This is a genomic window from Alteromonas sp. 5NS40-0096, from assembly GCF_057544385.1.
Genome location: NZ_BAAJLQ010000006.1, coordinates 215,766 through 237,338 on the forward strand (window position 1 = coordinate 215,766; position 21,573 = coordinate 237,338).

Annotated in this window: 20 protein-coding genes; 10 read left to right on the top strand and 10 right to left on the bottom strand. The window is 45.8% G+C overall.

Translation table 11 applies throughout. From position 1 onward, the window contains the following. Positions 1 to 261: 261 nt before the first annotated feature. From rpsF to rplI, 3 genes are read left to right on the top strand one after another with little or no spacing between them, the layout of a single operon-like run. Positions 262 to 648 (top strand): 30S ribosomal protein S6, encoded by a 387-nt coding sequence (rpsF, locus tag AC27G9_RS17765; protein WP_487075822.1) that lies wholly within the window; start codon positions 262 to 264, stop codon positions 646 to 648. Between the two features lie 11 nt (positions 649 to 659). Further along, entirely contained in the window at positions 660 to 887 is a 228-nt protein-coding gene (rpsR, locus tag AC27G9_RS17770; RefSeq protein WP_073316739.1) for a 30S ribosomal protein S18, read from the top strand. A gap of 26 nt (positions 888 to 913) precedes the next feature. Beyond that, the gene (rplI, locus tag AC27G9_RS17775; protein WP_487075823.1) at positions 914 to 1,366 is read left to right on the top strand and encodes a 50S ribosomal protein L9; all 453 of its coding nucleotides are present in this window, start codon (positions 914 to 916) and stop codon (positions 1,364 to 1,366) included. 78 nt (positions 1,367 to 1,444) lie between these two features. Here rplI and AC27G9_RS17780 read toward each other — a convergent pair whose 3' ends face one another. Continuing rightward, a complete protein-coding gene (locus AC27G9_RS17780; RefSeq protein WP_487075824.1) occupies positions 1,445 to 2,089 on the bottom strand; it encodes an MOSC domain-containing protein in 645 nt (214 codons plus the stop codon). Positions 2,090 to 2,262: 173 nt separating this feature from the next. Between AC27G9_RS17780 and AC27G9_RS17785 the strand changes: the two genes are divergently transcribed. From AC27G9_RS17785 to AC27G9_RS17795, 3 genes are read left to right on the top strand one after another with little or no spacing between them, the layout of a single operon-like run. Beyond that, complete coding sequence (locus tag AC27G9_RS17785) at positions 2,263 to 2,832, top strand: RNA polymerase sigma factor (protein ID WP_487075825.1); 570 nt, start codon at positions 2,263 to 2,265, stop codon at positions 2,830 to 2,832. Then, entirely contained in the window at positions 2,822 to 3,325 is a 504-nt protein-coding gene (locus tag AC27G9_RS17790) for a hypothetical protein (RefSeq protein WP_487075826.1), read from the top strand. Before AC27G9_RS17785 ends, AC27G9_RS17790 begins: the two co-directional genes overlap by 11 nt. A gap of 16 nt (positions 3,326 to 3,341) precedes the next feature. After that, the gene (locus tag AC27G9_RS17795) at positions 3,342 to 4,325 is read left to right on the top strand and encodes a DUF4097 family beta strand repeat-containing protein (RefSeq protein ID WP_487075827.1); all 984 of its coding nucleotides are present in this window, start codon (positions 3,342 to 3,344) and stop codon (positions 4,323 to 4,325) included. Positions 4,326 to 4,412: 87 nt separating this feature from the next. Here the strand turns inward: AC27G9_RS17795 and AC27G9_RS17800 are convergent, their stop codons facing one another. The 4 genes from AC27G9_RS17800 to AC27G9_RS17815 all read right to left on the bottom strand — a co-directional run bounded on the left by AC27G9_RS17800 (position 4,413) and on the right by AC27G9_RS17815 (position 11,960). Next, a complete protein-coding gene (locus tag AC27G9_RS17800) occupies positions 4,413 to 6,224 on the bottom strand; it encodes a tetratricopeptide repeat-containing diguanylate cyclase (protein WP_487075828.1) in 1,812 nt (603 codons plus the stop codon). Then, positions 6,221 to 8,065, bottom strand: a complete 1,845-nt coding sequence (locus tag AC27G9_RS17805; protein ID WP_487075829.1) for a tetratricopeptide repeat-containing diguanylate cyclase — start codon at positions 8,063 to 8,065, stop codon at positions 6,221 to 6,223. Before AC27G9_RS17805 ends, AC27G9_RS17800 begins: the two co-directional genes overlap by 4 nt. Before the next feature lie 11 nt (positions 8,066 to 8,076). Continuing rightward, positions 8,077 to 9,915 (bottom strand): tetratricopeptide repeat-containing diguanylate cyclase, encoded by a 1,839-nt coding sequence (locus AC27G9_RS17810; RefSeq protein ID WP_487075830.1) that lies wholly within the window; start codon positions 9,913 to 9,915, stop codon positions 8,077 to 8,079. A gap of 149 nt (positions 9,916 to 10,064) precedes the next feature. After that, entirely contained in the window at positions 10,065 to 11,960 is a 1,896-nt protein-coding gene (locus AC27G9_RS17815) for a diguanylate cyclase domain-containing protein (RefSeq protein WP_487075831.1), read from the bottom strand. A 131-nt stretch (positions 11,961 to 12,091) separates the two neighbouring features. Between AC27G9_RS17815 and dnaB the strand changes: the two genes are divergently transcribed. Continuing rightward, positions 12,092 to 13,486 carry a replicative DNA helicase gene (dnaB, locus tag AC27G9_RS17820; protein ID WP_487075832.1) on the top strand — a complete coding sequence of 465 codons (1,395 nt, stop codon included), beginning with the start codon at positions 12,092 to 12,094 and terminating at the stop codon, positions 13,484 to 13,486. Between the two features lie 92 nt (positions 13,487 to 13,578). On the opposite strand, the gene AC27G9_RS17825 is transcribed toward dnaB, so the two are convergent. The 4 genes from AC27G9_RS17825 to AC27G9_RS17840 form a co-directional block, all read right to left on the bottom strand. After that, positions 13,579 to 14,784, bottom strand: a complete 1,206-nt coding sequence (locus AC27G9_RS17825; protein WP_487075833.1) for an OmpA family protein — start codon at positions 14,782 to 14,784, stop codon at positions 13,579 to 13,581. 250 nt (positions 14,785 to 15,034) lie between these two features. Then, entirely contained in the window at positions 15,035 to 15,472 is a 438-nt protein-coding gene (locus AC27G9_RS17830; RefSeq protein WP_487075834.1) for a secondary thiamine-phosphate synthase enzyme YjbQ, read from the bottom strand. After that, a complete protein-coding gene (locus tag AC27G9_RS17835) occupies positions 15,462 to 15,926 on the bottom strand; it encodes a chemotaxis protein CheX (protein WP_487075835.1) in 465 nt (154 codons plus the stop codon). Before AC27G9_RS17835 ends, AC27G9_RS17830 begins: the two co-directional genes overlap by 11 nt. Next, entirely contained in the window at positions 15,916 to 16,389 is a 474-nt protein-coding gene (locus tag AC27G9_RS17840; protein WP_487075836.1) for a transcriptional repressor, read from the bottom strand. The genes AC27G9_RS17835 and AC27G9_RS17840 overlap by 11 nt, the downstream gene beginning before the upstream one ends. A gap of 303 nt (positions 16,390 to 16,692) precedes the next feature. On the opposite strand from AC27G9_RS17840, the gene nudC reads away from it, so the two are divergent. Together nudC and hemE are read left to right on the top strand one after the other, a co-directional pair. Then, the gene (gene nudC / locus AC27G9_RS17845; RefSeq protein WP_487075837.1) at positions 16,693 to 17,514 is read left to right on the top strand and encodes an NAD(+) diphosphatase; all 822 of its coding nucleotides are present in this window, start codon (positions 16,693 to 16,695) and stop codon (positions 17,512 to 17,514) included. A 291-nt stretch (positions 17,515 to 17,805) separates the two neighbouring features. Next, the gene (hemE, locus tag AC27G9_RS17850; RefSeq protein WP_487075838.1) at positions 17,806 to 18,897 is read left to right on the top strand and encodes a uroporphyrinogen decarboxylase; all 1,092 of its coding nucleotides are present in this window, start codon (positions 17,806 to 17,808) and stop codon (positions 18,895 to 18,897) included. A 9-nt stretch (positions 18,898 to 18,906) separates the two neighbouring features. Here the strand turns inward: hemE and queG are convergent, their stop codons facing one another. Beyond that, complete coding sequence (gene queG / locus AC27G9_RS17855; RefSeq protein ID WP_487075839.1) at positions 18,907 to 20,040, bottom strand: tRNA epoxyqueuosine(34) reductase QueG; 1,134 nt, start codon at positions 20,038 to 20,040, stop codon at positions 18,907 to 18,909. A 6-nt stretch (positions 20,041 to 20,046) separates the two neighbouring features. On the opposite strand from queG, the gene AC27G9_RS17860 reads away from it, so the two are divergent. Next, complete coding sequence (locus AC27G9_RS17860) at positions 20,047 to 21,546, top strand: NAD(P)H-hydrate dehydratase (protein ID WP_487075840.1); 1,500 nt, start codon at positions 20,047 to 20,049, stop codon at positions 21,544 to 21,546. The last annotated feature ends 27 nt before the right edge of the window (positions 21,547 to 21,573 follow it).

Genomic DNA, 21,573 nt, shown 5'->3' on the forward strand with positions numbered 1-21,573 from the left:
TGAATTCCTTGACGTTGAATGAGTGTCCCAGATTAAAGTATACCTAGCGGGGGCCCTGATGGGTCAATAGGTATCGAATAATCCCCATCAATTTATCAAACTTTACACTATTTGCCATTTACCCGTAGCGACACACTGATTAAGACTTGTGCAATTGCCCAGAGATCTATATACTTCGCGCCCTTAATAGCCCTATTGAACCGTTCCTTGTCTCAACGCAGCTGGCTATTCTGCAAGAGGCTACAACCGTAAGGAGCAATAATGCGTCATTACGAAATCGTTTTTATGGTTCACCCTGATCAGAGTGAACAAGTACCTGGTATGATCGAGCGTTATACCACTATCCTTAAGCAAGACGGTGGTCAAGTTCACCGTTTAGAAGATTGGGGCCGTCGTCAATTGGCTTACCCAATTGAAAAGCTTCACAAAGCACACTACGTACTAATCAATGCAGAAGCGACAGCAGAAGCGGTTGAAGAGCTAGAAACAGCTTTCCGTTTCAACGATGTTGTACTTCGCAACCTTGTTATGCGTACTAAAGGTGCTGTGACTGAACCTTCGCCAATGATGAAGGAAGAACGTCGTGAACGTCGCGAAGATTCTGCACCACGTGCAGAAGCTAAAGCTGACACTGCAGATAACGCTTAAGGAGATACATAATGGCTCGTTTTTTCAGACGTCGTAAGTTCTGCCGTTTTTCTGCAGAAGGTGTAACCGAGATCGATTACAAAGACATCGCTACTTTGAAAAATTACATCACTGAAAGCGGTAAAATCGTCCCTAGCCGTATTACTGGTACTAGCGCTAAATATCAGCGTCAGCTATCAAGTGCGATCAAGCGTGCTCGTTTCTTAGCATTGCTTCCGTACACTGATTCACACAAGTAATTTGGCGAAATAAAGGGGTAGCTTAGATGGAAATCATCTTACTAGACAAAATCGCCAATCTTGGCGGACTGGGCGACAAAGTAACAGTTAAAGCTGGTTTTGCGCGTAACTTCTTGTTCCCTCAAGGCAAGGCTGTGCCTGCTACAAAAGAGAACGTAGAAAAGTTTGAAGCACGTCGTGCAGATCTTGAAGCGAAAATTGCTGAGCAATTGGCTGCTGCTGAAGCGCGCGCTGCTAAAGTTGCTGAACTAGGCGAAGTAACAATCGCTGCACCTGCAGGTGACGAAGGCAAACTATTTGGTTCAATCGGTACGCGTGATATCGCTGATGCGGTAACTGCTGCTGGTGTTGAAGTATCCAAAGCCGAAGTTAAACTTCCTACAGGTACACTTCGTGAAACTGGCGAGTACGACATCGACTTGCAGCTTCACTCAGACGTAACAGCAACAGCGAAGGTTGTTATCATCGCTGAAGCTTAAGTTAAGTCTTAGCTCAAACTAAAAAAAGCCGCTCAATGAGCGGCTTTTTTATATCTGATGGATGGTAATGCAGCGTACTTATGCTTTTAAAAACTTGCGGACTTGTCGCTGACACTTTTCACGCCATTCATCGTCTAAGACTTCAAGCTCCACATACTCGGCAGCTTTGTCAGCTAATTCTGGCAAAAATACCGCTTTCATCAAATCGTGAATAGTGACGGTTTTTTCTGGTCGTTCGATAAGCGTTACAGTATCGCCATTACGAATAGTGCCAGTTTGTATCACGCGGTAGTACCAACCAGTAATGCCATTTTCACCGACGAACCTATCTAGATTCTTTACGTCAAATCGATGGCTAATCTTGTTGCACGGCGCACGCGGTGCACTGACTTGGATGACTACATTGCCAATTTGGTATACATCGCCAACACACACGTTAGTGTCTTCCATTCCTTCAACAGAGAGGTTTTCGCCGATGTTTCCCGGTGCGCTCAAATCTCCAAGTGTTGGAAAAGCCTGTTTTAATGTGTCATAAGCCATTGGGCCGTATTGGTGAAGTACTTTCTCAGGGCCACCATGAAGCTTTTTGTTGCCTTGCTCGTCTTCTAAGGTGTGGTCCATTTCAACGGTAATGGTATCGACAGGGGATTTGATAATGCTACTGGGAGCCCCGCGGGGGCCGAAAGGTTTTGGGGTTGCTGCAAACAATGCGTTGACTTGCATATTCACGTCTCCTTGAGATTCGGCAAAGCATTAGTTTAACGATAATTTTTGTTTGGGCTAGGTAAATTCAAAAAAAGTTTTTTAACCGTTTAAACCATTGTAGATTAGACGACGACTCAATAAACAAGACAGCTTTACTTTGATAGGAACAGACATGCTGAGGACGCTAGGTGATGTCGCAAACTAATGTGGTAGATGCCCAAGAAGAGTTTGCACAAGCCAGAGAGCTTGCGGTAATCCGTGCCGCCCGAGAGGGTGACAAGGCCGCGTATAAGCAGCTGTACGACTTGTATATCAACAAGGTCTACAGTTTGTGCTATCGCCTTACTGCTGATAAGAGTTTGGCCGAGGATGCAACGCAAGAAGTCTTCATACAGTTATGGTCAAAGCTCGCTAATTTTAATGAGCAATCTAAGTTTTCGACATGGCTGCACAGTGTGACGGCAAATGTCACCATTTCATACATTCGCAAGCAACGGGGATGGTGGCAGCGAATGATGAATATCGAAGACAGTGGAATCGAAGAAACCGCGCATAGTGATACCTCGGCAGGTGACGTGGATTTGGAAGCGTTAATTTTACGGTTACCAGAACGAGCGAGAATGGTTTTTGTGTTGCATGCTGTCGAAGGTTATCGGCATGAAGACATCAGCAAGATGCTAAATATGGCAGTGGGTTCGAGTAAAGCGCAATTTCACCGAGCGAAGCAGTTAATGAGTGAGTGGATGGGTTATGACGAATAAAGCATTTGAAGCAGAGTTACAGTCCAAGTTAGATGCTTTACCACAAGGCAAAGCACCAGAGAGAGATCTGTGGAAAGGTATCGAACTCGGCATAGAAGATGGCGGGGCGATCGAGAAAAAATCAGGATCGGGGCGACTAGTCGCGGTGGCAGCCAGTGTGGGTCTAGTGGCAACACTGTCTTGGTTCGGTGTGCAAACGACAATTGCGCCAGAGCAAGATATCGCGTTACAAGGCGACCAGTTAGTAGAGGCGCTGAGCACACAATACCAAGCGCAGCGAGAAGCATTGTTGGTGCAGTTCAGCGATACGGCTGCGGTGACAGAAAACTGGGAACAACAACTGAATGAATTAGATCAGGCAGCGGTAGCAATTAAGCTTGCGCTGAAAGAAGATCCGAACAACAAAGCACTTTTGAGAATGCTACAAAGTGTTTATCAACAACAAATTGAGCTTATTGAGCGAGTGCACGCGCCCAAATGGCGTCAAATTTAACCACAAGGTGACAATTATGTATTCAATAACGTCTTTTCGAAATTTTTGTCCGATGGTCGGTGCGCTTACTTCTCTAGCGATTTTATGCAGCAGCAATGCTTTCGCACAGCAATCGGTTGATGAGTCCTTACAGGCCGAGAAGGGCAGTTATGTCGAAATCGAACATATCAATGGCGAAGCTGAGATCATAGGCTGGGACAAAGATGAAGTGCGCGTGACAGGCACGTTAGGCGAACGTACTGAAGAGTTCATTTTTGAGCGCAAAGGCCGCGATATCATCATTGAGATCGAAGTCAAAAAGAGCGGTAAAAAATGGGGCTGGGGAAGCGACGAAGGTGACGACCTAAAGATTTATGTACCGCAGGAGTCTCGCATCGGTTACACCTCTGTTAATGCGGACGTCGATATTTCTGACATCCAAGGCAACGTCAAAGTAGACGTGGTAAACGGCTCGATTCAGCTTGATAAAATCACCGGAGATGCCCGACTTGAATCGGTCAACGGGGACATTCGCTTTGACAATCTCGTTGGCGAATTAGTTGTCGAAACGGTTAACGGTGGTATTCGAGGTAAAGGCCGCGAAACAGAAGAGTTATCGCTCAACTCAGTTAACGGTAGCATAGACGTAATCAGTGATGCTGAAGACGTGACAATCGAGACGGTCAATGGCGATGTCGATGTAGAGCTTGAGAGCATTCAAGACTTCGACGTTGAGACTGTTAATGGCAGCGTACGCGCATCAATGAATCTACAGTCCAATGGCGAAGTTCGAGCGAGTTCAGTGGGCGGCAGTATTACACTAGCGTTCCAAGACGACGTATCGGCACGCTTTGATATCGAAGCACATGCAGGAGGACGTATCGTCAACCGCATTAGTGCTGACAAGATGATGAAAGCTAAGTATGGCCCACGCAGATGGTTAGAGTTTTCTCATAACGGCGGTAAAGCTCGAGTGGAAGTGTCGACGGTCAGCGGCAGAGTCACACTAGAAAACAACTAAACGGTCAGCGTAGTTCGTATTATCAAAAGCCAGGTCATTGACCTGGCTTTTTGTTACGGGAGATGGCCGCGCAGCCTTTTTATTGCCCTATCGAGTGTTGATTACAAATTCAGTAGGCGAAGGGCTATTGGGAAGCAATGCTTCGCATCGTTCCAATGCATAGTCCAAGGAAAGTGGCTTGGTTATTTCCAGTACCCCTGCGCTTAAAGTGATGCTGGAGCTGTAGAGTTGTGTGTCGGCCGCATAGGGTTTGATGGCATCCCTGAGAATAAGCTCCGCCTCCTTTGCATAGGTCTTGGGGAACACGACAATAAAGGTATCTTGGCTGTAGCGGCCTATCGTAAAACTGTCTGGCAGTGTTGATTTCAAGTGTTTGGCGATGCCGATAAGACTGTTGTTTGCGTAGTCCTCGCCTTTTTGTCTCATGGCAAGGCTTAGATTGCCCACTTTCAATAACGCCAGCGTTGTTGGCGTAGACGAAGGGGTATCAATGGCGTCTGCAAGGGCCAACAAACTGAAGCCATAGGAGTACAAACCGGTACTGGCATCATGCTCAATAGCGTGGGCGAGGGATTTGAGCTTATTTTGTTTACGCCAGTAAATGAACAAGCAAAGGCCACAGAATAAGAGGCTTAACGCAATTGCGAGATTACGCTGTTGTTGCTGCGCTTCGGCTTCTGCGGCAATGGTTTCTAGGTACGTAATACGATTCTGACTGAGACCATTGACGGTACTCACAACTGAACTTCTGTTTGCATTAAGGCGCTTGAGTGTTGCATCAATTTCAAGAATTTCGGTGAGTGTTGCATGAGCGCCTTGGTAATCCCCTTGTAGTTCTTGGTTCAGTGACTTGGCGACTAAGAATTTTCGGTAACTGAAGGGAACATCACTGTGTAATTTAATAGGTTCTTCAAGTAACGCCGCATAATGCGCCGCGTTTTTCTTATCACCAAGGCTAACGTAGGACGTTACGATTTCAGTCAAGATCAAGCCTAGGGACAGTGAGACCGTACTGGGTTCATCATTTAATTTGAGCGCTTCTAAACCAAATTCTAATGCTTCTTCATACAAACCCAATTCATTGTTAGCTCTAGCGTTGATCCAATGGATATAAGGCAAGGCATTGTAGTAGGGCAAACTATATTCAGCTTCTAAAAGAGAGTAACCAATGTTTAGCGTTTGTTGCGGACTGCCGGAGTAGTAGTAAACATGTGCAACACAAAGCTTCGAAAGAAAGTAACTTCTGCTCGCTTTATCAATATCGATAGTAGATTGATGACAATACCTAAGAGCAGAATCAAACTCATCGAGCAACATATAAATGTTGGCCAGAGACTGAAAAACATCGTTCATATTAAAAGCGTCTTTGGTGTTGTATAAGCTAGGGGTATTTGGCAGGCTGATGATCGGCTCTAAAACTTGAATTGCATCGACTAATTTACCATCGTCGAACAGCGCCACTGATGCAAAAAGTGAGGACGTTAGTGCGATATTGTAAAAGCCATTGACTCTAGCGATTTCCGATACTTTCATGTAGTGAAGTACAGCATCGCTTTCATTAAAATGAACTTCTTCATGCAACATTTCAACGTAGAAATAGGGGTGCTGCTGTTTGAGTTTTTCTCTGTCGGCGCCTTGTAGCCCAAAGAAAACTTTGTCTTCCGTCCCCCAATAATAGGTATTTTGATAAAAGTACTCGCCCAACACAGTATTCCTATCAAAAACCTCACTTTCTGCTAACGCGGTTAAGCGGGAATCGTAGGGCAATTCCATTATTCGCGCTCTTTCATCGATATAGGCTTGCCCAATAGAATCGGCATTGGCCAAAGCGCTAGATAGCACCAGCAAAAGTAAGCCGATACACGGGCCTATTGTCTTTGATAAGTGGAGGAATCTCACTTGGTAACCACCGTTTCAGTCACAGCTTTTACATCCATGTCATTGGTACTGATATGGATAACAAACTCAGTCGGAGAAGGGCTATTGGGAAGTAATGCCTCGCATCTCTCTAGTGCATAATCCAAGGAAAGTGGCTTGGTTATTTCCAGTACCCCTGCGCTTAAAGTGACGCTAGAACTGTAGAGTTGTGTATCGGCCGCATAGGGTTTGATGGCGTCCCTGAGAATAAGCTCAGCCTCCTTTGCATAGGTCTTGGGGAACACGACAATAAAGGTATCTTGACTGTAACGGCCTATCGTAAAACTATCTGGCAGTGTTGAGTTCAGGTGTTTGGCGATGCCGATAAGACTGTTGTTTGCGTAGTCTTCCCCTTTTTGTCTCATGGCAAGGCTCAGGTTGCCCACTTTCAATAACGCCAGCGTTGTTGGCGTAGACGAAGGGGTATCAATGGCGTCTGCAATGGCCAACAGACTAAAGCCATAGGAGTACAAACCAGTACTGGCATCACGTTCAATAGCGTGGGCAAGGGATTTGAGCTTATTTTGTTTACGCCAGTAAACAAACAAGCAAAGACTACAGAATAAGAGGCTTAACACAATTGCGAGATTGCGCTGTTGTTGGTGCGCTTCCGCCCCTGCGGCAATGGTTTCCAGGTACTGCACTCGGCTCTTGCTAAGGCCATTGACGGTACTCACAACTGAACTTCTGTTTGCATTTAATCGTTTGAGTGTTGCATCAATTTCAAGAATTTCAGTGAGTGTTGCATGGGCGCCTTGGTAATCCCCTTGCAGTTCTTGGTTTAGTGACTTGGCGACTAAGAATTTTCGATAACTGATTGGCTCATCACTGTGTAACCGTATGGACTCTTCAAGCAGCGCCGCATAATACGCCGCGTTTTTCTTATCACCCAGGCCAACGTAAGACATTACGATTTCAGTCAAGATCAGCCCTGGGTAAAGTGAGATGGATTCGGGTTCGTCATTTATTTCGAGCGCTGTTAAACCCAATTCTAGTGCTTCTTCATACAAGCCTAGCTGATTGTTGGCTCTAGCGACTAGCCAATTAGCAGTTGAGTAGAGTCCATAGAACGGGTACGTATATTTTGATTCTAAAATAGGATAAACAATATCAAGGGTTTGTTGCGGGTTTCCAGAATAGTAATAGACGTTTGCTTTACATAACTGTGTGTGTACAAACTCCAAGCTTTTAATATCGGCACCAGCGTATAATTTTTCGCAAAATTTTAGCGCAGAATCTAATTCATCGAGCAACATATAAACATTGGCCAATGTATGGAAAATGCCTTCGATTGTTGGGGTTGGCGTTCTGAGGTATTCACTTTGTGTGGGGGGTAAATGAATTACCGATTCCAAAGCTGCAATGGCACCTACTATCTTACCGCGCTTAAAGAGTTTGTTAGAGGCAAGGTCTGCAGCTTCAAATGCTATATCGTAAAAGCCGAGCTGTTTCGCTATCCCCATGACTTCTATATATTGTTCTGGGCTGTTATCTGAAGTCGCATTTACTTCTTCGAGTAACATGTCAACGTAGAAATAGGGGTGCTGCTGTTTGAGTTTTTCTCTGTCGGCGCCTTTCAGTCCAAAGAAAACTCTGTCTTCTGTTCCCCAATAATGGGTATTTTGATAAAAGTACTCGCCTAACACTGTATTCCTATCAAAAACCTTACTTTCTGCTAACGCGGTTAAGTGGGAATCGTAGGGCAAACTCCTTATTCGTGCTCTTTCATCGATATAGGCTTGCCCAACAGAATCGGCATTGGCCAAAGCGCTAGATAGCACCAGCAAAAGCAAGCCGATACACGGGCCTATTGTCTTTGACAAATGCAGGAATCTCACTTGGCAACCACCGTTTCAGTCACAGCTTTTACATCCATGTCATTGGTACTAATATGGGTAACAAACTCAGTCGGAGAAGGGCTATTGGGAAGCAACGCTTCGCATCGTTCCAATGCATAGTCCAAGGAAAGTGGCTTGGTTATTTCCAGTACTCCTGCGCTCAAGGTGATGCTAGAACTGTAGAGTTGTATATCGGCCGCATAGGGTTTAATCGCGTCCCTGAGAATAAGCTCAGCCTCCTTTGCATAGGTCTTGGGGAACACGACAATAAAGGTATCTTGACTGTAACGGCCTATCGTAAAACTGTCTGGCAGTGTTGATTTCAGGTGTTTGGCGATGCCGATAAGACTGTTGTTTGCGTAGTCTTCGCCTTTTTGTCTCATAGTAAGGCTCAAATTGCCCACTTTCAATAACGCCAGTGTTGTTGGCGTAGACGAAGGGGTATCAATGGCGTCTGCAAGGGCCAACAAACTAAAGCCATAGGAGTACAGACCAGTACTGGCATCACGCTCAATAGCGTGGGCGAGGGACTTGAGCTTATTTTGTTTACGCCAGTAAATGAACAAGCAAAGGCTACAGAATAAGAGGCTTAACGCAATTGCGAGATTGCGCTGTTGTTGGTGCGCTTCCGCCTCTGCGGCAATGGTTTCCAAGTACTGCACTCGGTTCTGACTGAGACCATTGACGGTACTCACAACTGAACTTCTGTTTGCATTTAATCGTTTGAGTGTTGCATCAATTTCAAGAATTTCGGTGAGTGTTGCATGGGCGCCTTGGTAATCCCCTTGCAGTTCTTGATTGAGTGACTTGGCGACTAAGAATTTTCGGTAAGTGAAGGGCACATCACTATGTAATTTAATGGGTTCTTCAAGTCGCTCTGCATAGAGCGTCGCGTTTTTCTCATCACCCAGGCCAACATAGGACGTTACGATTTCAGTCAAGATCAAGCCTAGGGAAATTGAGATCGTACTGGGTTCATTATCTAATTCGAGCGCTTTTAAACCAAACTCTAGTGCTTCATCATATAAGCCCAATTGATTGTTAGCTCTAGCGACTATCCAATAAGAAGCTTGATTGATTAAATAGTACGGGTGTTTACCTTCTGATTCTAAAATTGGGTAAACAATATCAAGGGTTCGTTGTGGATTTCCTGAATAGTAATAGGCGTTTGCTTTACATAATTGGGCGAAGACAAAGACCAAATTCTTTAAGTCGTTAGTACTGGAAGATTTTTCGCAAAATTTTAGCGCTGTATCAAACTCATCGAGCAACATATAAACATTGGCCAATCTACGGAAAATGTCTTCAATTGTTGGGGTTTGAGTTCTGAGGTATTCACTTTGTGTATTAGGTAAGTGAATTACCGATTCCAAAACTCTAACAGCATCGACTAATTTACCATCGTTGAATAACGCCTCTGATGCCATAGATGAGGATGTCATTGCGATATCGTATAAACCATTGGCTTTGGCGATTTCCGATACTTTCATGTAGTTAAGTAAAGCATCGCTCTCATTAAAATGAACTTCTTCATACAGCATTTCAACGTAGAAATAGGGATGTTGCTGTTTGAGTTTTTCTCTGTCGGCACCTTGTAGCCCAAAGAACTTTGTTTCTTCCGTCCCCCAATAATAGGTATTTTGATAAAAGTACTCGCCCAACACTGTATTCCTATCAAAAACCTCACTTTCTGCTAACGTGGTTAAGCGGGAATCGTAGGGCAAATCCAATATTCTCGCTCTTTCATCGATATAGGCTTGCCCTACAGAATCAGCTACTGCAATGGCACTGTTTAGCAATATCACTAAGCAAAAAATAGGAATGATAAAACGCATAGTTATGAGCGATCTTTGGGTGTAGGTAAGTGCGTCGCTTGAGTCGATGACAAGATTGCGAGCAAAAACCGATGTCCGATAAATCACTGAGTATGCCAGAAGCCTTTGATTTAATTAACTATCAAAAAGTACAGTTTACGCATTTGCGATTACGTATGGGCAATAACGACAGGTTTAACACTACCAGTTGACGATACTCTCCCACTAATAACCTCTTGTTCATGATGCATTTGTAAAAACGTATCAATAGTGGCGATAGCCGTGTCGCTATCTAGTGCCGGTACAAATTCAAGTACTGCGATATGCGTGGCATAGTGCTGAGATGCCAGCTTTTCACTGACCAAGCGAAGTTTACGCGTTGCATCGTGAAGGTAGTCAGTAGGCAGTAAAATGGCGAATTCATTACCGTCTAGCCGACAAAGACTGTCATTAACCTCCACAGAGTTGTTGATTATCGTGGCAATCTCATGCAGTGAAGCCTCCCAAGTGGGTCGTCCTTGTTTTTTTATGTCTTCAAGCGCTGGAACATCGACACGAGCGAGGCAGAACACTTCATTGGCGTTGCGTGTTTGGCACAGGGTGTCGTCTAATTTGTCGGTAAAGGCAAATTTTTGGAGTGAATTGGTGTAGACATCAAATTCGCCGTAAGACTGCGGCAGAGTGCGTGTTCTTTTACTGCGATAGAGTGCGCCTGCTAAGAAAATCACACAAACGATAGCCACAATTGATACAGCAAGCACGATTTTGTTGCGCTGTTCAATGTCTGCAAATTGGCTTTGCAAATAATCAAGGTGGTTTTGGTTAAGCTTTTCAAGTAACTCAGGTGTTTGCAGCGCCTGTTCAGTTGGCGCGCTTTTCTTACTGTCGATGGCAATGATTTGCTGCAGTGCGTCGATTGCTCGAGGCAAGTTTTGTTTGAGCAAGCTAGCCTCCGCTTCAACCTCAAGCAGCATACGTGCGAAGCGCGGCGTCTCTTGAATGTAACTGCTCTTTTCACGCAGAGCAGAAATAGTGCGTATTGCATCATCAGGCTGCATCAGGCCGTTATAGGCTTGAGCTAGGACCAAACTCAAGTACAGTTCATCCCCGTATCCGAACAGGTTTTTTTGCGCCATAACGGTTAATGCCGATTTGGCATATTCCACTGCAATGTCAAAATGACCCAGCCCCACATTCGCCTTTGCGATATACAGTGAACCCGCAATGGCAAGGTGGTCGTACCCCAATGGTGCGGCTTGCTCTAGTACCGGGTAAGCTTCCTGAATAACTTTCGTAAAATCATTGAGGCTCAGCAATGCCCGAGCCTTGCAAAGCTTTGCGTCAAACTGAACATATTCATCGTTGGCGAGATAATCAGCATAGCGTTGACAGTAATAAATAGACGTTTGCGGTTGCGAATCCATGAAAAATGCATCTGCGAGGTCTTTGTAGATAACCGGTAATGGGTAGTCGGATATTGTCATATAACGGTCGATATCTGGCGCTGTATCTATGACAGAAAGGATGGTTTCAATAGCCTGTTTGTACTCTTGCCTATCAAGTAGCACGCTTACCTTATCTGAGGTTGCGAACCGCGCTAGGCGCTGATATCCACTTTCTTTAGCCCGCTGGATTACGCTATTGATAATTGCCAGTCTCGACGCCGAGTCGGCATCGGATAAACGCATTTCAACCAGTTCGTACTCCAGTGCCAGCTCGGGTGCATGGCGCTGCAGTTCACGCACATCGTTGCGTGTTAATGGTCGATACAAGTCACTGGCATTGGAATCGAGTAAAATGACATTGTAAAAATAGCGGCCTTCAGGCGTATTGAGGTCAAAGGGCGCAGTCTCTACAAGCTGAGTATAGCGTTCTGACAATGGCAGAGAAAAGAGTCTGTCTCTACTGTCAAAATATTCCGACACACGGGGGCTGGAATAGGTAAAAGAAGAGTAAAAAGCGATACTCAGAATAAGGATAAATCGAATGAACACGGCAACAACATCTACTACAAGTCGTCCTTTTCCATGACACAATGTCCAACATTGCGAAAACTCATATGGCATTACAGTTGAATGCCGGAAAACCGATTAGTCTGCCAGAAAATTGAACCAAAGTCATATAACACAATGGTAAAAGCCAATTTAAAAACGCGACGTTTTAGCGCATAATATGAGCCCGAGTGCGATTGTAAGAGATGAGCGTGAAAGCGGTATCAACCCCAAACGATAAAAACGTCGAAAAACTGAAGGTTCCCCCACATAGTATCGAGGCGGAGCAGTCGGTGATTGGCAGCATGCTTATAGATCCTGAAAGCTGGGATAAAGTCGCTGAAATAGTCACGGAATCAGATTTCTATAATCGCTCGCATCAGATTATTTTTACTGCCATTTTGAAGTTACTCAGTGACAGCATTCCCGTTGATATCATCACTGTTTCTGAAGAGCTGGAAAAACACAATCACTTAGAAGACGCGGGTGGGCTGGCTTATCTTGGTGAACTCGCCAAAAATACGCCTAGCTCTGCTAACGTGACCGCATATGCCAAAATCATCAGTGAGCGCGCTGTAACCCGCGAGCTCATTGGTGTGGCCCATGAAATCGCCGAGGTGGGTTACAACCCCGAAGGCCGCGAGAGTGCAGATATACTCGACTTAGCCGAAAGCCGAGTGTTTGAGATTGCAGAAAAGCGCACCGGTGAAAACGAAGGTCCCAAGGGCGTAGATGCGGTATTGGGTAAAACCATCGACCGTCTCGAAGCACTGGTTAAAACCAACAAAGAAGTGACAGGGGTATCAACCGGTTATACTGATCTGGATAAGAAAACCAGTGGTTTACAGCCTTCCGATTTGATCATTGTCGCGGCGCGTCCTTCAATGGGCAAAACTACCTTCGCCATGAACCTGGTTGAAAATGCCATGTTGTTAGAAGAAAAGCCCGTATTGGTTTTCAGTCTTGAGATGCCCTCAGAACAAATCATGATGCGTATGCTGGCATCCTTGAGCCGAGTAGATCAAACTAAGATTCGTACTGCTCAATTAGATGATGAAGATTGGGCAAGAATTTCCAACACGATGGCAATGCTCAAAGACAAGGATAACTTGTTTGTTGATGATTCATCGGGCTTGACGCCCATGGACGTGCGAAGCCGGGCGAGGAAATTGGCTCGAGAGCGCGGTGGTATAAGCCTTATCATGGTCGACTATTTGCAGTTAATGCGAGTCCCGGCTTTGAGCGACAACCGAACCTTGGAAATCGCAGAAATTTCCCGTTCACTCAAAGCGTTAGCAAAAGAACTGGAAGTGCCAGTTGTAGCGCTCTCTCAGCTTAACCGTACGCTAGAGCAACGTGCCGACAAGCGCCCAGTTAACTCTGACCTTCGTGAATCAGGTTCAATCGAGCAGGATGCTGACTTGATTATGTTCATTTACCGTGACGAGGTTTATCACGAGAACAGTGAAGACAAAGGGGTCGCCGAAATCATTATAGGTAAGCAACGTAACGGCCCAATCGGCACCAGTAGGCTAACCTTCCAAGGGCAATTTTCTCGGTTTGATAACTACGCAGGTCCAGCCGTAGCCGACGAGTACTAGCTAGCCAATAGCACAATGTGCACTTAATGAATTGTGTATTTATTCATAAAAAAAGCGCCTCAAGGGCGCTTTTTTGATATCTCATCTCGCGATTATTTTGTTTGGCGAACTTTAATTGTTTCTGAAACTGTCGCTGTGATACGACGGTTCTGACGGTGCGCCTCTGCAGTGTTAGCAGTGTTCAAAAGTTGTGACTCACCGTAACCTACCGCTTCTAGGCGATCTGCGCTGATACCAAATTCCTCAACAAGCAATGTTTTAACTGAATCTGCACGCTGTTGAGATAAGCGTTGGTTATAACTTGCCGAACCAACCGCTGAAGTATGGCCTTCAATTGTAGCGTTAGCAGTACCGTAGCGTTTCATGAACTCGGCAAACTCGACAATATCAGGGTGATTAGGCTCTGCGACTTCACTACTGTTATTCGCGAACAACACTTCAAGTGAAATAGAGACGTCTTCTTCACCGAATACTGTACAACCGTTTTCTGGGTAGACTTTGTCGCCAGCTGGTGTAGCAGGACATTGGTCTTTATCGTCTTTCACGCCGTCGTTGTCGCTGTCATTGACTACTTTACAGCCTTTTGCGTCAACCACAGTTCCTCGTGGCGTAGAAGGACATTGATCGCTAGAATCAAGTACACCGTCGCCGTCAGAGTCCATTGGGCAGCCCATACTATTAACCTTCACGCCGGCTGCAGTTGCAGGGCATTTGTCGTTAGCATCGATTACACCATCATTATCACTATCTTTAGGCGCCGCTGGAGCCGGAGTTGGAGCGGATGAGGTTGGCTTATCGAAGTAGTAGCTCAAACCAAGTTTTAGGCTAACGTCGTTAAACTCTTGACCAAAATCATAGTAAGTTGCGACCTCGGTAATCACGCGAAGTTTATCCGATACTTCCCAATGTTTACCCAAACCAAGCGAAGCCATGCGATAGGTCTCATCGAGATGTTGCTGGCGCAAACCGCCAAACAAATACATCACATCATCTTCTAGGAAGTACATGGCGTCTGCGCCGTACATAAGGCCTGAGTCATCGTTGGCACCTGATTTTCCATCGATATCCAGATAAGAAAGCTCAAGTCTCGCTGCCCAGTCGTCGGTAAATCTGAAACCTGCTTCTGCACCTAAACCAAAACCATCATCTAGAGGCCCAGTGTTAACAGGTTTGTTGTCGTCAGCTGAATAGTACTGCCCAAATACACCAATCCAGTCGCCATCGTTTTGCGGTTTGTCATCCGCAATAGCCGCGCCAGCCATACTGGCCAGCAAAGAGAGTGTTATGATTTTTTTCATCATTACTTCCTGTAGTTCTAAGTGTGTTTAATGTGTTTTCAAATGACCATACCTGCGTCGCCTATATTGTAATCGCCTAACCTAGTGGTCGACAAATAAACAATGCTAGTTAAATGCAGTATAGGAGTTTAAATGCTATGTAAGTATATGAAATTGCTTTCTAACTTAGGCTAAATTAAATTCAACCAATGTGTATTAGCCATATGGCTAGACTTTGGGGTTACCGTAGACAGTTCTCTAGTGTTATCAGTTACTCAATTATCCCATTGAGTGTTGCGATAATTTTTCTGTTACCACCATGGTCTCGATGTTCTCCGAGTATGATACCTTGCCAAGTGCCTAATTGCAGTTCGCCTGAAGCGACTGGAATGGTTAGCTGACAACCCAAAAGGCTACTTTTGACATGGGCTGGCATATCGTCCGGGCCTTCATAAGTGTGGGTAAAGTATGGTGTGTCATCGCTGACAGTGTGATTGAAAAAGCGTTCTAAATCCGCTCGAACCGAGGGATCGGCGTTTTCGTTTAACGTCAGGCTAGCTGAAGTATGCTGCAAGTGTAGGTGCAGTAAGCCGTGTTTGAGTTGGCCAATCTCAGGAAGCGCATGAAGAACTTTATCTGTAATAAGGTGAAAACCACGGCTCATCGAAGGTAGGCGTATGGTTTTTGAAAACCATACGCTATTTGTCAAAACAGATTTCCAAGTGCGCCTGACCTTCGTCACAAAGAAATGGCAGTATGATCTTTGGGCCGTCTACTTGGTGGCTAATGGTGTGATCATGACCTGACACTACCACAGGGGTTGCCATACCAAATTCAAAGCCTTTTTCGGATAAGTCGCGTTTCGCGTTACCGCAAATCATGTTAGTGACTTCACCTACCATATCGCCAACTTCAGCGTCGAGAGATTCAGGGCGTTCGCCAACCATTCTCTCCATAATGGTAAGTGCTAAGTTTTCGTCAAACGTAATCGACAAAGAGCCTCTTACTTCTGGGCCAACCATGCCTATCAATCCTGAGACATCACCGCGGGCAGTTTCGTCTTCTTTGCGTTTAGGTTTTCCTGGCGTTAGCTTAGTTTGCGCCATGGTTTCCATGACATTTAGCAGGCCTGCAATGAAGGGATTAACGAACTCAGCATTCACTCTTATTCTCCTTGGCATTAACCGATTCAGATTGCTGGCAATCTGCACACAAGCCGTGCGCTTCTATTGTTTGTTTTAACACTTGAAAGCCATGCTCGTGTGCCTGAGTGTTTAACGTTTCCTTTAAACCTTCAGATTGGATTTCAACGACGTCGCCACAGCTATCACAGATCAAAAATTGAACCGGATGACTACAGCCAAAATGATGGCATGCGACAAACGCATTGGTTGATTCTAGACGGTGAATAAAGCCGAAATCGAGCAAGAAATCCAGTGCCCGATAAACCGTAGCCGGTTTCGCACTCGATTCTGTTTCTTTTAGTTCATCCAACAACTCATAAGCACCCATAGGGCCGTGCTTGGTAATCAGTATTTGATAAACTTTTTCTCTTAAGGGGGTAAACCGTGCGCCGCGTTGGTCGCAGTACGCCCTTGCTTTGTTTACTAGCGTAGTACTGTTCATTGACACTAAAATTCTTCCGTCTTTCAATTAGCATAACACATAGTTTGTTGCCATGCCGAGTCAGTATTCTTACATAAGAAAAATGTTATTCAGCCACCTCATCGCAAAGTCTTTAATGGGTTCAATGGCTTGTGTAATGCATCGTTACCAACATAGTAGCCAACAAACTTCGGTTCGCGCTAGAGTTTTTGCCTCGATTGTGAAATCCTAGCGCTCCAGTATTGGCGTAGCTGGTGTTCATCGCGTTCACTATTGATAGCGTAGCATTGGTAGCGGTCTCGATAATTCTTGGTGAGGAAAACTATGTTTCAACCTGTAAAACATGACGCGCTTGCGTCGATTGAATCGCTTTGGCTAATTTTCAGTGGCGATCGTTTACTGGTGAAAGAGGGTGAGTCTTCACTGCCACATATGCGCTGGCAAGACATACCGTTTTTACATCACTATGCTGACCAAGTGAAGCGCATAGAACACCGAGAAGTTGGAGGGGCTCAGTTCGATGGTCACACCATCGATATAGGTAGTGAGCTAGTTGAACTAGCCGGATGGGAAACGATCTCACTTCGTCGCCTGCTGACTTCTATTCCCACCGACGCATTTGGTCTGGTTGCCAAAACTTGGCAGTACACGCATTTCTTGCGGACTCATCGTTTTTGTGGTCGTTGTGGCAGTAAAATGGAATCGGTGGATTGGGAAATGGCTGTGCATTGCCACTCATGTCAACACCGATGCTATCCCCGCGTATCGCCTTGTATTATTGTGGCTATCTACAGCGGCGATAAAATACTGCTGGCAAGGGGCGTTCGTCACAAAGAAGTCAATATGTATTCTACTCTGGCAGGTTTCGTTGAGAGTGGGGAAAGCCTAGAACACGCCGTTCACAGAGAAGTCGAAGAAGAAGTGGGAGTTAGGGTTAAGAACTTGGAGTACTTCGGTAGCCAACCATGGCCTTTTCCACATTCGGTAATGGTGGGATACATCGCGGAATACGCTGGCGGTGACATTAAAATTGACGACCATGAAATTGATGATGCCCAGTGGTTTGATATTCATGATTTACCGAACATCCCGCCCAAATTCTCTATTGCAGGGCAGCTCATCGACGCCGTCGTCAATAGAAAATAAAAAACCCTGCCAAGGCAGGGTTTCAGAAGTAAATCTCGGTCCCGTATACGGGCTTCTTTTTCTATGTTGGTTATATTTGTAGCAAACGCTCACTTATTATACAAGTTTTTTGTCCATCTTTTGAAAGCGTTTTCGAAATGCTGATAAAGGTTTGGTTTTCCAATAGAGAAAAACGATTGTGTGAGTTTTGATTAACATCAAGAGCGAGAGCGTATTGCTATCAACTTTATTAACGAACCTTGCTATACTCCGCAACCTTTATTAGCCAGTTTACATCTAAGTGGTAAGTTTATGTCTGATGTTTCGCCCACTCTTCAGCGTCCAGCGCTAAAAAATGATCGCTATCTAAGAGCCTTACTCAAGCAACCAGTGGATATGACTCCCGTTTGGATGATGCGACAGGCAGGCCGTTACCTTCCAGAATACAAGGCAACGAGAGCGCAAGCCGGTGACTTCATGTCACTGTGTAAAAATGCTGAGCTAGCATGTGAAGTGACATTGCAACCTTTGCGCCGCTATCCGCTAGATGCCGCTATCTTATTCTCGGATATCCTAACGATTCCCGATGCAATGGGACTAGGTCTTTACTTTGAACAGGGCGAAGGTCCTAAATTTGAAAGACCTATCACCTGTGCAGCAGACGTTGACAAGATTGGTATTCCGGATCCCGAAGGCGAACTGCAATACGTAATGAATGCGGTTCGTACGATTCGTCGCGAACTGAAAGGCGAAGTGCCTTTGATAGGCTTTTCTGGTAGCCCTTGGACGCTGGCAACTTACATGGTGGAAGGTGGTTCTAGTAAGGCGTTTACTAAAATCAAGAAAATGGCTTTTGCAGAGCCTGCGATTCTCCATGCTTTGCTCGATAAGTTGGCTGATTCAGTTATCAGTTATTTGAATGCACAGATCGCAGCGGGCGCGCAGTCGGTCATGATCTTTGACACTTGGGGCGGAGTGTTGTCACCCAGAGACTACAAAGAATTCTCTTTGCAGTACATGGCTAAAATTGTTGATGGCCTCAATCGCGAGAGCGAAGGACGAAAAGTACCTGTCACGCTATTCACTAAAAATGGTGGTATGTGGCTTGAATCCATTGCGGCAACAGGTTGTGACGGTGTAGGTTTGGATTGGACGATAGATATTGCTGACGCCAAAGCACGGGTGGGCGACAAAGTTGCACTGCAAGGCAACATGGACCCTTCAATGCTATATGCCTCGCCAGCTCGTATCGAGCAAGAAGTCGCGACAATTTTAGAAGGATTTGGCGAGGGAACTGGCCATGTATTCAATTTAGGTCACGGTATTCATTTGGACGTACCGCCTGAACACGCTGGCGTGTTTGTCGAGGCAGTACACAAACTCAGTAAGCCTTACCACAAATAAATAAAGGGGCTAAGCGTCACGAGGCAGGCCCTTTTCAACAACTCTAATCAAGCGTTGTGTCAATCGATTTGGCTCAACGCTTTTTTTATGTTGTTTTTCCAGAGCCCACTCAATATGTGGCTTAACCAGTTCACTGGCCTGCTCCAGTTTCGCAGCTAGTGTGCGCTGAATTTCGTCGCTTGGGTCGGCATTGCCAAGCGCTATAGCGATATTCCTTTGCCACTTTTCAAAGCCGATTCGGCGAATAGGTGACCCTTCAGTAAATTTGAGGAAACTGGCTTCATCCCAAGCAAATAAATTAACCAATGTGTTCCCGTGTAAGTTCGAACGCGGGAAAAAATCGGATTCGGTGGTGACGCTAGCATGGCGATTCCATGGGCATACTAACTGGCAATCGTCACAGCCATAAATGCGGTTGCCCATGGCCTCGCGATACTCTTCTGGGATAACACCGTCATATTCTATGGTGAGATAAGAAATGCAGCGCCTCGCATCAACGGTATATGGCGCGACGATAGCGTTGGTTGGGCAAATAGTTATGCAGGCGTTACAGCTACCACAACCTTCTTCAATGGGCTCGTCGACGGGCAAGGGTAAATTGATAAACAGCTCGCCCAGAAAAAACCACGAACCCGCGTCTTTGTTTAGTGTAAGCGAGTGCTTACCTGTCCAGCCAATACCTGCTTTTTCAGCGATAGCATGTTCTAGTACGGGGGCAGAATCAACAAACGGTCGATACTCGGTTTCAGCCAAAGCCTCTGTAATTTTCTCGCCCAGTTGTTTGAGTTTCTTGCGCAATACTTTGTGGTAATCGCGGCCCAAAGCGTAACGGCTGACATAGCCAATACGATTATCCTTGAGGTGTTTGGCAAACGAGGCATCAGGTGGGAGGTAATTCATTCTCACGCTAATCACACGCAGGGTGCCCGGCACTAATTCCGCCGGACGGCTTCGTTTGGTGCCGTGAGCCTGCATGAATTGCATGTCGCCGTGATAGCCCTTTTCTAGCCAAGCTAAGAGCTGAGGCTCGTACTGATGCAGATCAATATCGCTGATACCAACCTCTTGAAAGCCTAGCGACTTTCCCCAAGCCTTGATATTGTCTACTAATTGAACCAGATCGATTGAACTTATTTTGGACATGCCAACATGTTAGATACTCAACAAAACGACAGTTTATCACACAAACTTTTTCGCGCCGATCAGATTAGAGAGCATGAACATGGCGCAGCACATGCCGCTGGTCTGGATATGTTTACCCTTATGGAGCGCGCTGGGAAAGCGGTTTTTGACCAATGTCAGCTGTTACTACCCAACACTGAGGTGTTTCTAGTCCTTGTCGGTCAAGGCCACAATGCTGGAGATGGTTATATCGCGGCGTTACATGCCAAAAAAGCCGGAAAGCAAGTTCATTTGTGCGCAATCGAACCACATCGCATTTTAGCCGATGAAGCGGGGAAAGCTCAGAAAATGTGGCTAGAGGCGGGGGGGAAGATTGAAGTCTTTTCAAGCGAATTACTCGGTCGAGCCGAAATCATTATTGATGCTTTACTTGGTACAGGAATCAACAGTTACATTCGCAATGAGTTTGCCGATGTCATCGATGCCGTGAACCACATAGACACACCGGTTGTGAGTATTGATGTGCCATCGGGGTTAGATGCCAACACTGGGCAATCGTTGGGGCGATGTGTGCAAGCCAATGTCACAGTGACATTCGTTGGCATCAAGCCCGGGTTAACGACGGGAGCCGGAAAGCAGTCTTGCGGTGAATTAGTGTACGCTGACCTTGGTATTGGTCATCACTTTGAAGCTCTTGCAAGAAGCTCTGCGAATTTGCTCGATGTTGAGCACTTTTACCAAATGGCACCGCGGGAGGTGCATAGCCACAAAGGAACATATGGTCGTCTATTGTGTGTGGGTGGCAACAAGGGAACGGCGGGCGCTATCAGGCTTGCAGGTGAAGCAGCCCTTCGCACCGGCGCAGGTTTGGTAAAGGTCTATGTGCACGAAGCGTCAAAGGTACAAGTCAGTGCCGGGCGCCCAGAGTTGATGGTAACCGACACAGATTTAGAAGATGCACTAGATTGGGCCACTTGCGTGGTACTTGGTCCGGGGTTAGGTCAAGACGCGTGGGCGCTAGAGACGTTTGAAAAAACCATGAAGCATTGTCAAACGCACCCTAAACCTATGATTATCGATGCGGATGCTTTGAATTTATTGAGCAAGCATACAACGGCTTACAGCATTACCGATTGCATATTGACGCCTCATGCTGGTGAAGCATCGAGACTTTTAGGGGTATCGGTAGACGACATTGAAGCCGACCGATTCAACAGTGTGAGGCAGTGTGCTCAGCGCTATCACGCTACCTGCGTACTAAAAGGGGCGGGTAGTATTATCGATAACGAAAAATCGACCTGGGTCTGTCGTCACGGTAACCCTGGCATGGCAACTGCGGGTATGGGGGATGTACTTAGTGGCATTCTCGGTGCCTTGTTGGCCCAAGGTTTACCAAAAGATATCGCTTGTAAATACGGAGTCTGTATACATGGAAAAGCGGGCGACGAAGTGGCGAGGCTTTATGGGCAGCGCGGTATGTTGGCAAGTGACTTGTTCGAAGCTGTTAGGGCACTGATTAACCAATAAGAGAAACTTTGTGTTGGGTGTCTTGCG

What these genes read in the sequence shown, in the direction of transcription:
- hemE (WP_487075838.1), top strand. Translation starts at nt 17,806, where the DNA reads ATGTCTGATGTTTCGCCCACTCTTCAGCGTCCAGCGCTAAAAAATGAT.
- AC27G9_RS17785 (WP_487075825.1), top strand. Translation starts at nt 2,263, where the DNA reads ATGTCGCAAACTAATGTGGTAGATGCCCAAGAAGAGTTTGCACAAGCC.
- AC27G9_RS17825 (WP_487075833.1), bottom strand. Translation starts at nt 14,784, where the DNA reads ATGAAAAAAATCATAACACTCTCTTTGCTGGCCAGTATGGCTGGCGCG.
- AC27G9_RS17795 (WP_487075827.1), top strand. Translation starts at nt 3,342, where the DNA reads ATGTATTCAATAACGTCTTTTCGAAATTTTTGTCCGATGGTCGGTGCG.
- queG (WP_487075839.1), bottom strand. Translation starts at nt 20,040, where the DNA reads ATGTCCAAAATAAGTTCAATCGATCTGGTTCAATTAGTAGACAATATC.
- AC27G9_RS17790 (WP_487075826.1), top strand. Translation starts at nt 2,822, where the DNA reads ATGACGAATAAAGCATTTGAAGCAGAGTTACAGTCCAAGTTAGATGCT.
- rpsR (WP_073316739.1), top strand. Translation starts at nt 660, where the DNA reads ATGGCTCGTTTTTTCAGACGTCGTAAGTTCTGCCGTTTTTCTGCAGAA.
- dnaB (WP_487075832.1), top strand. Translation starts at nt 12,092, where the DNA reads ATGAGCGTGAAAGCGGTATCAACCCCAAACGATAAAAACGTCGAAAAA.
- rpsF (WP_487075822.1), top strand. Translation starts at nt 262, where the DNA reads ATGCGTCATTACGAAATCGTTTTTATGGTTCACCCTGATCAGAGTGAA.
- AC27G9_RS17815 (WP_487075831.1), bottom strand. Translation starts at nt 11,960, where the DNA reads ATGCCATATGAGTTTTCGCAATGTTGGACATTGTGTCATGGAAAAGGA.
- AC27G9_RS17780 (WP_487075824.1), bottom strand. Translation starts at nt 2,089, where the DNA reads ATGCAAGTCAACGCATTGTTTGCAGCAACCCCAAAACCTTTCGGCCCC.
- AC27G9_RS17840 (WP_487075836.1), bottom strand. Translation starts at nt 16,389, where the DNA reads ATGAACAGTACTACGCTAGTAAACAAAGCAAGGGCGTACTGCGACCAA.
- AC27G9_RS17860 (WP_487075840.1), top strand. Translation starts at nt 20,047, where the DNA reads ATGTTAGATACTCAACAAAACGACAGTTTATCACACAAACTTTTTCGC.
- AC27G9_RS17810 (WP_487075830.1), bottom strand. Translation starts at nt 9,915, where the DNA reads ATGCGTTTTATCATTCCTATTTTTTGCTTAGTGATATTGCTAAACAGT.
- rplI (WP_487075823.1), top strand. Translation starts at nt 914, where the DNA reads ATGGAAATCATCTTACTAGACAAAATCGCCAATCTTGGCGGACTGGGC.
- nudC (WP_487075837.1), top strand. Translation starts at nt 16,693, where the DNA reads ATGTTTCAACCTGTAAAACATGACGCGCTTGCGTCGATTGAATCGCTT.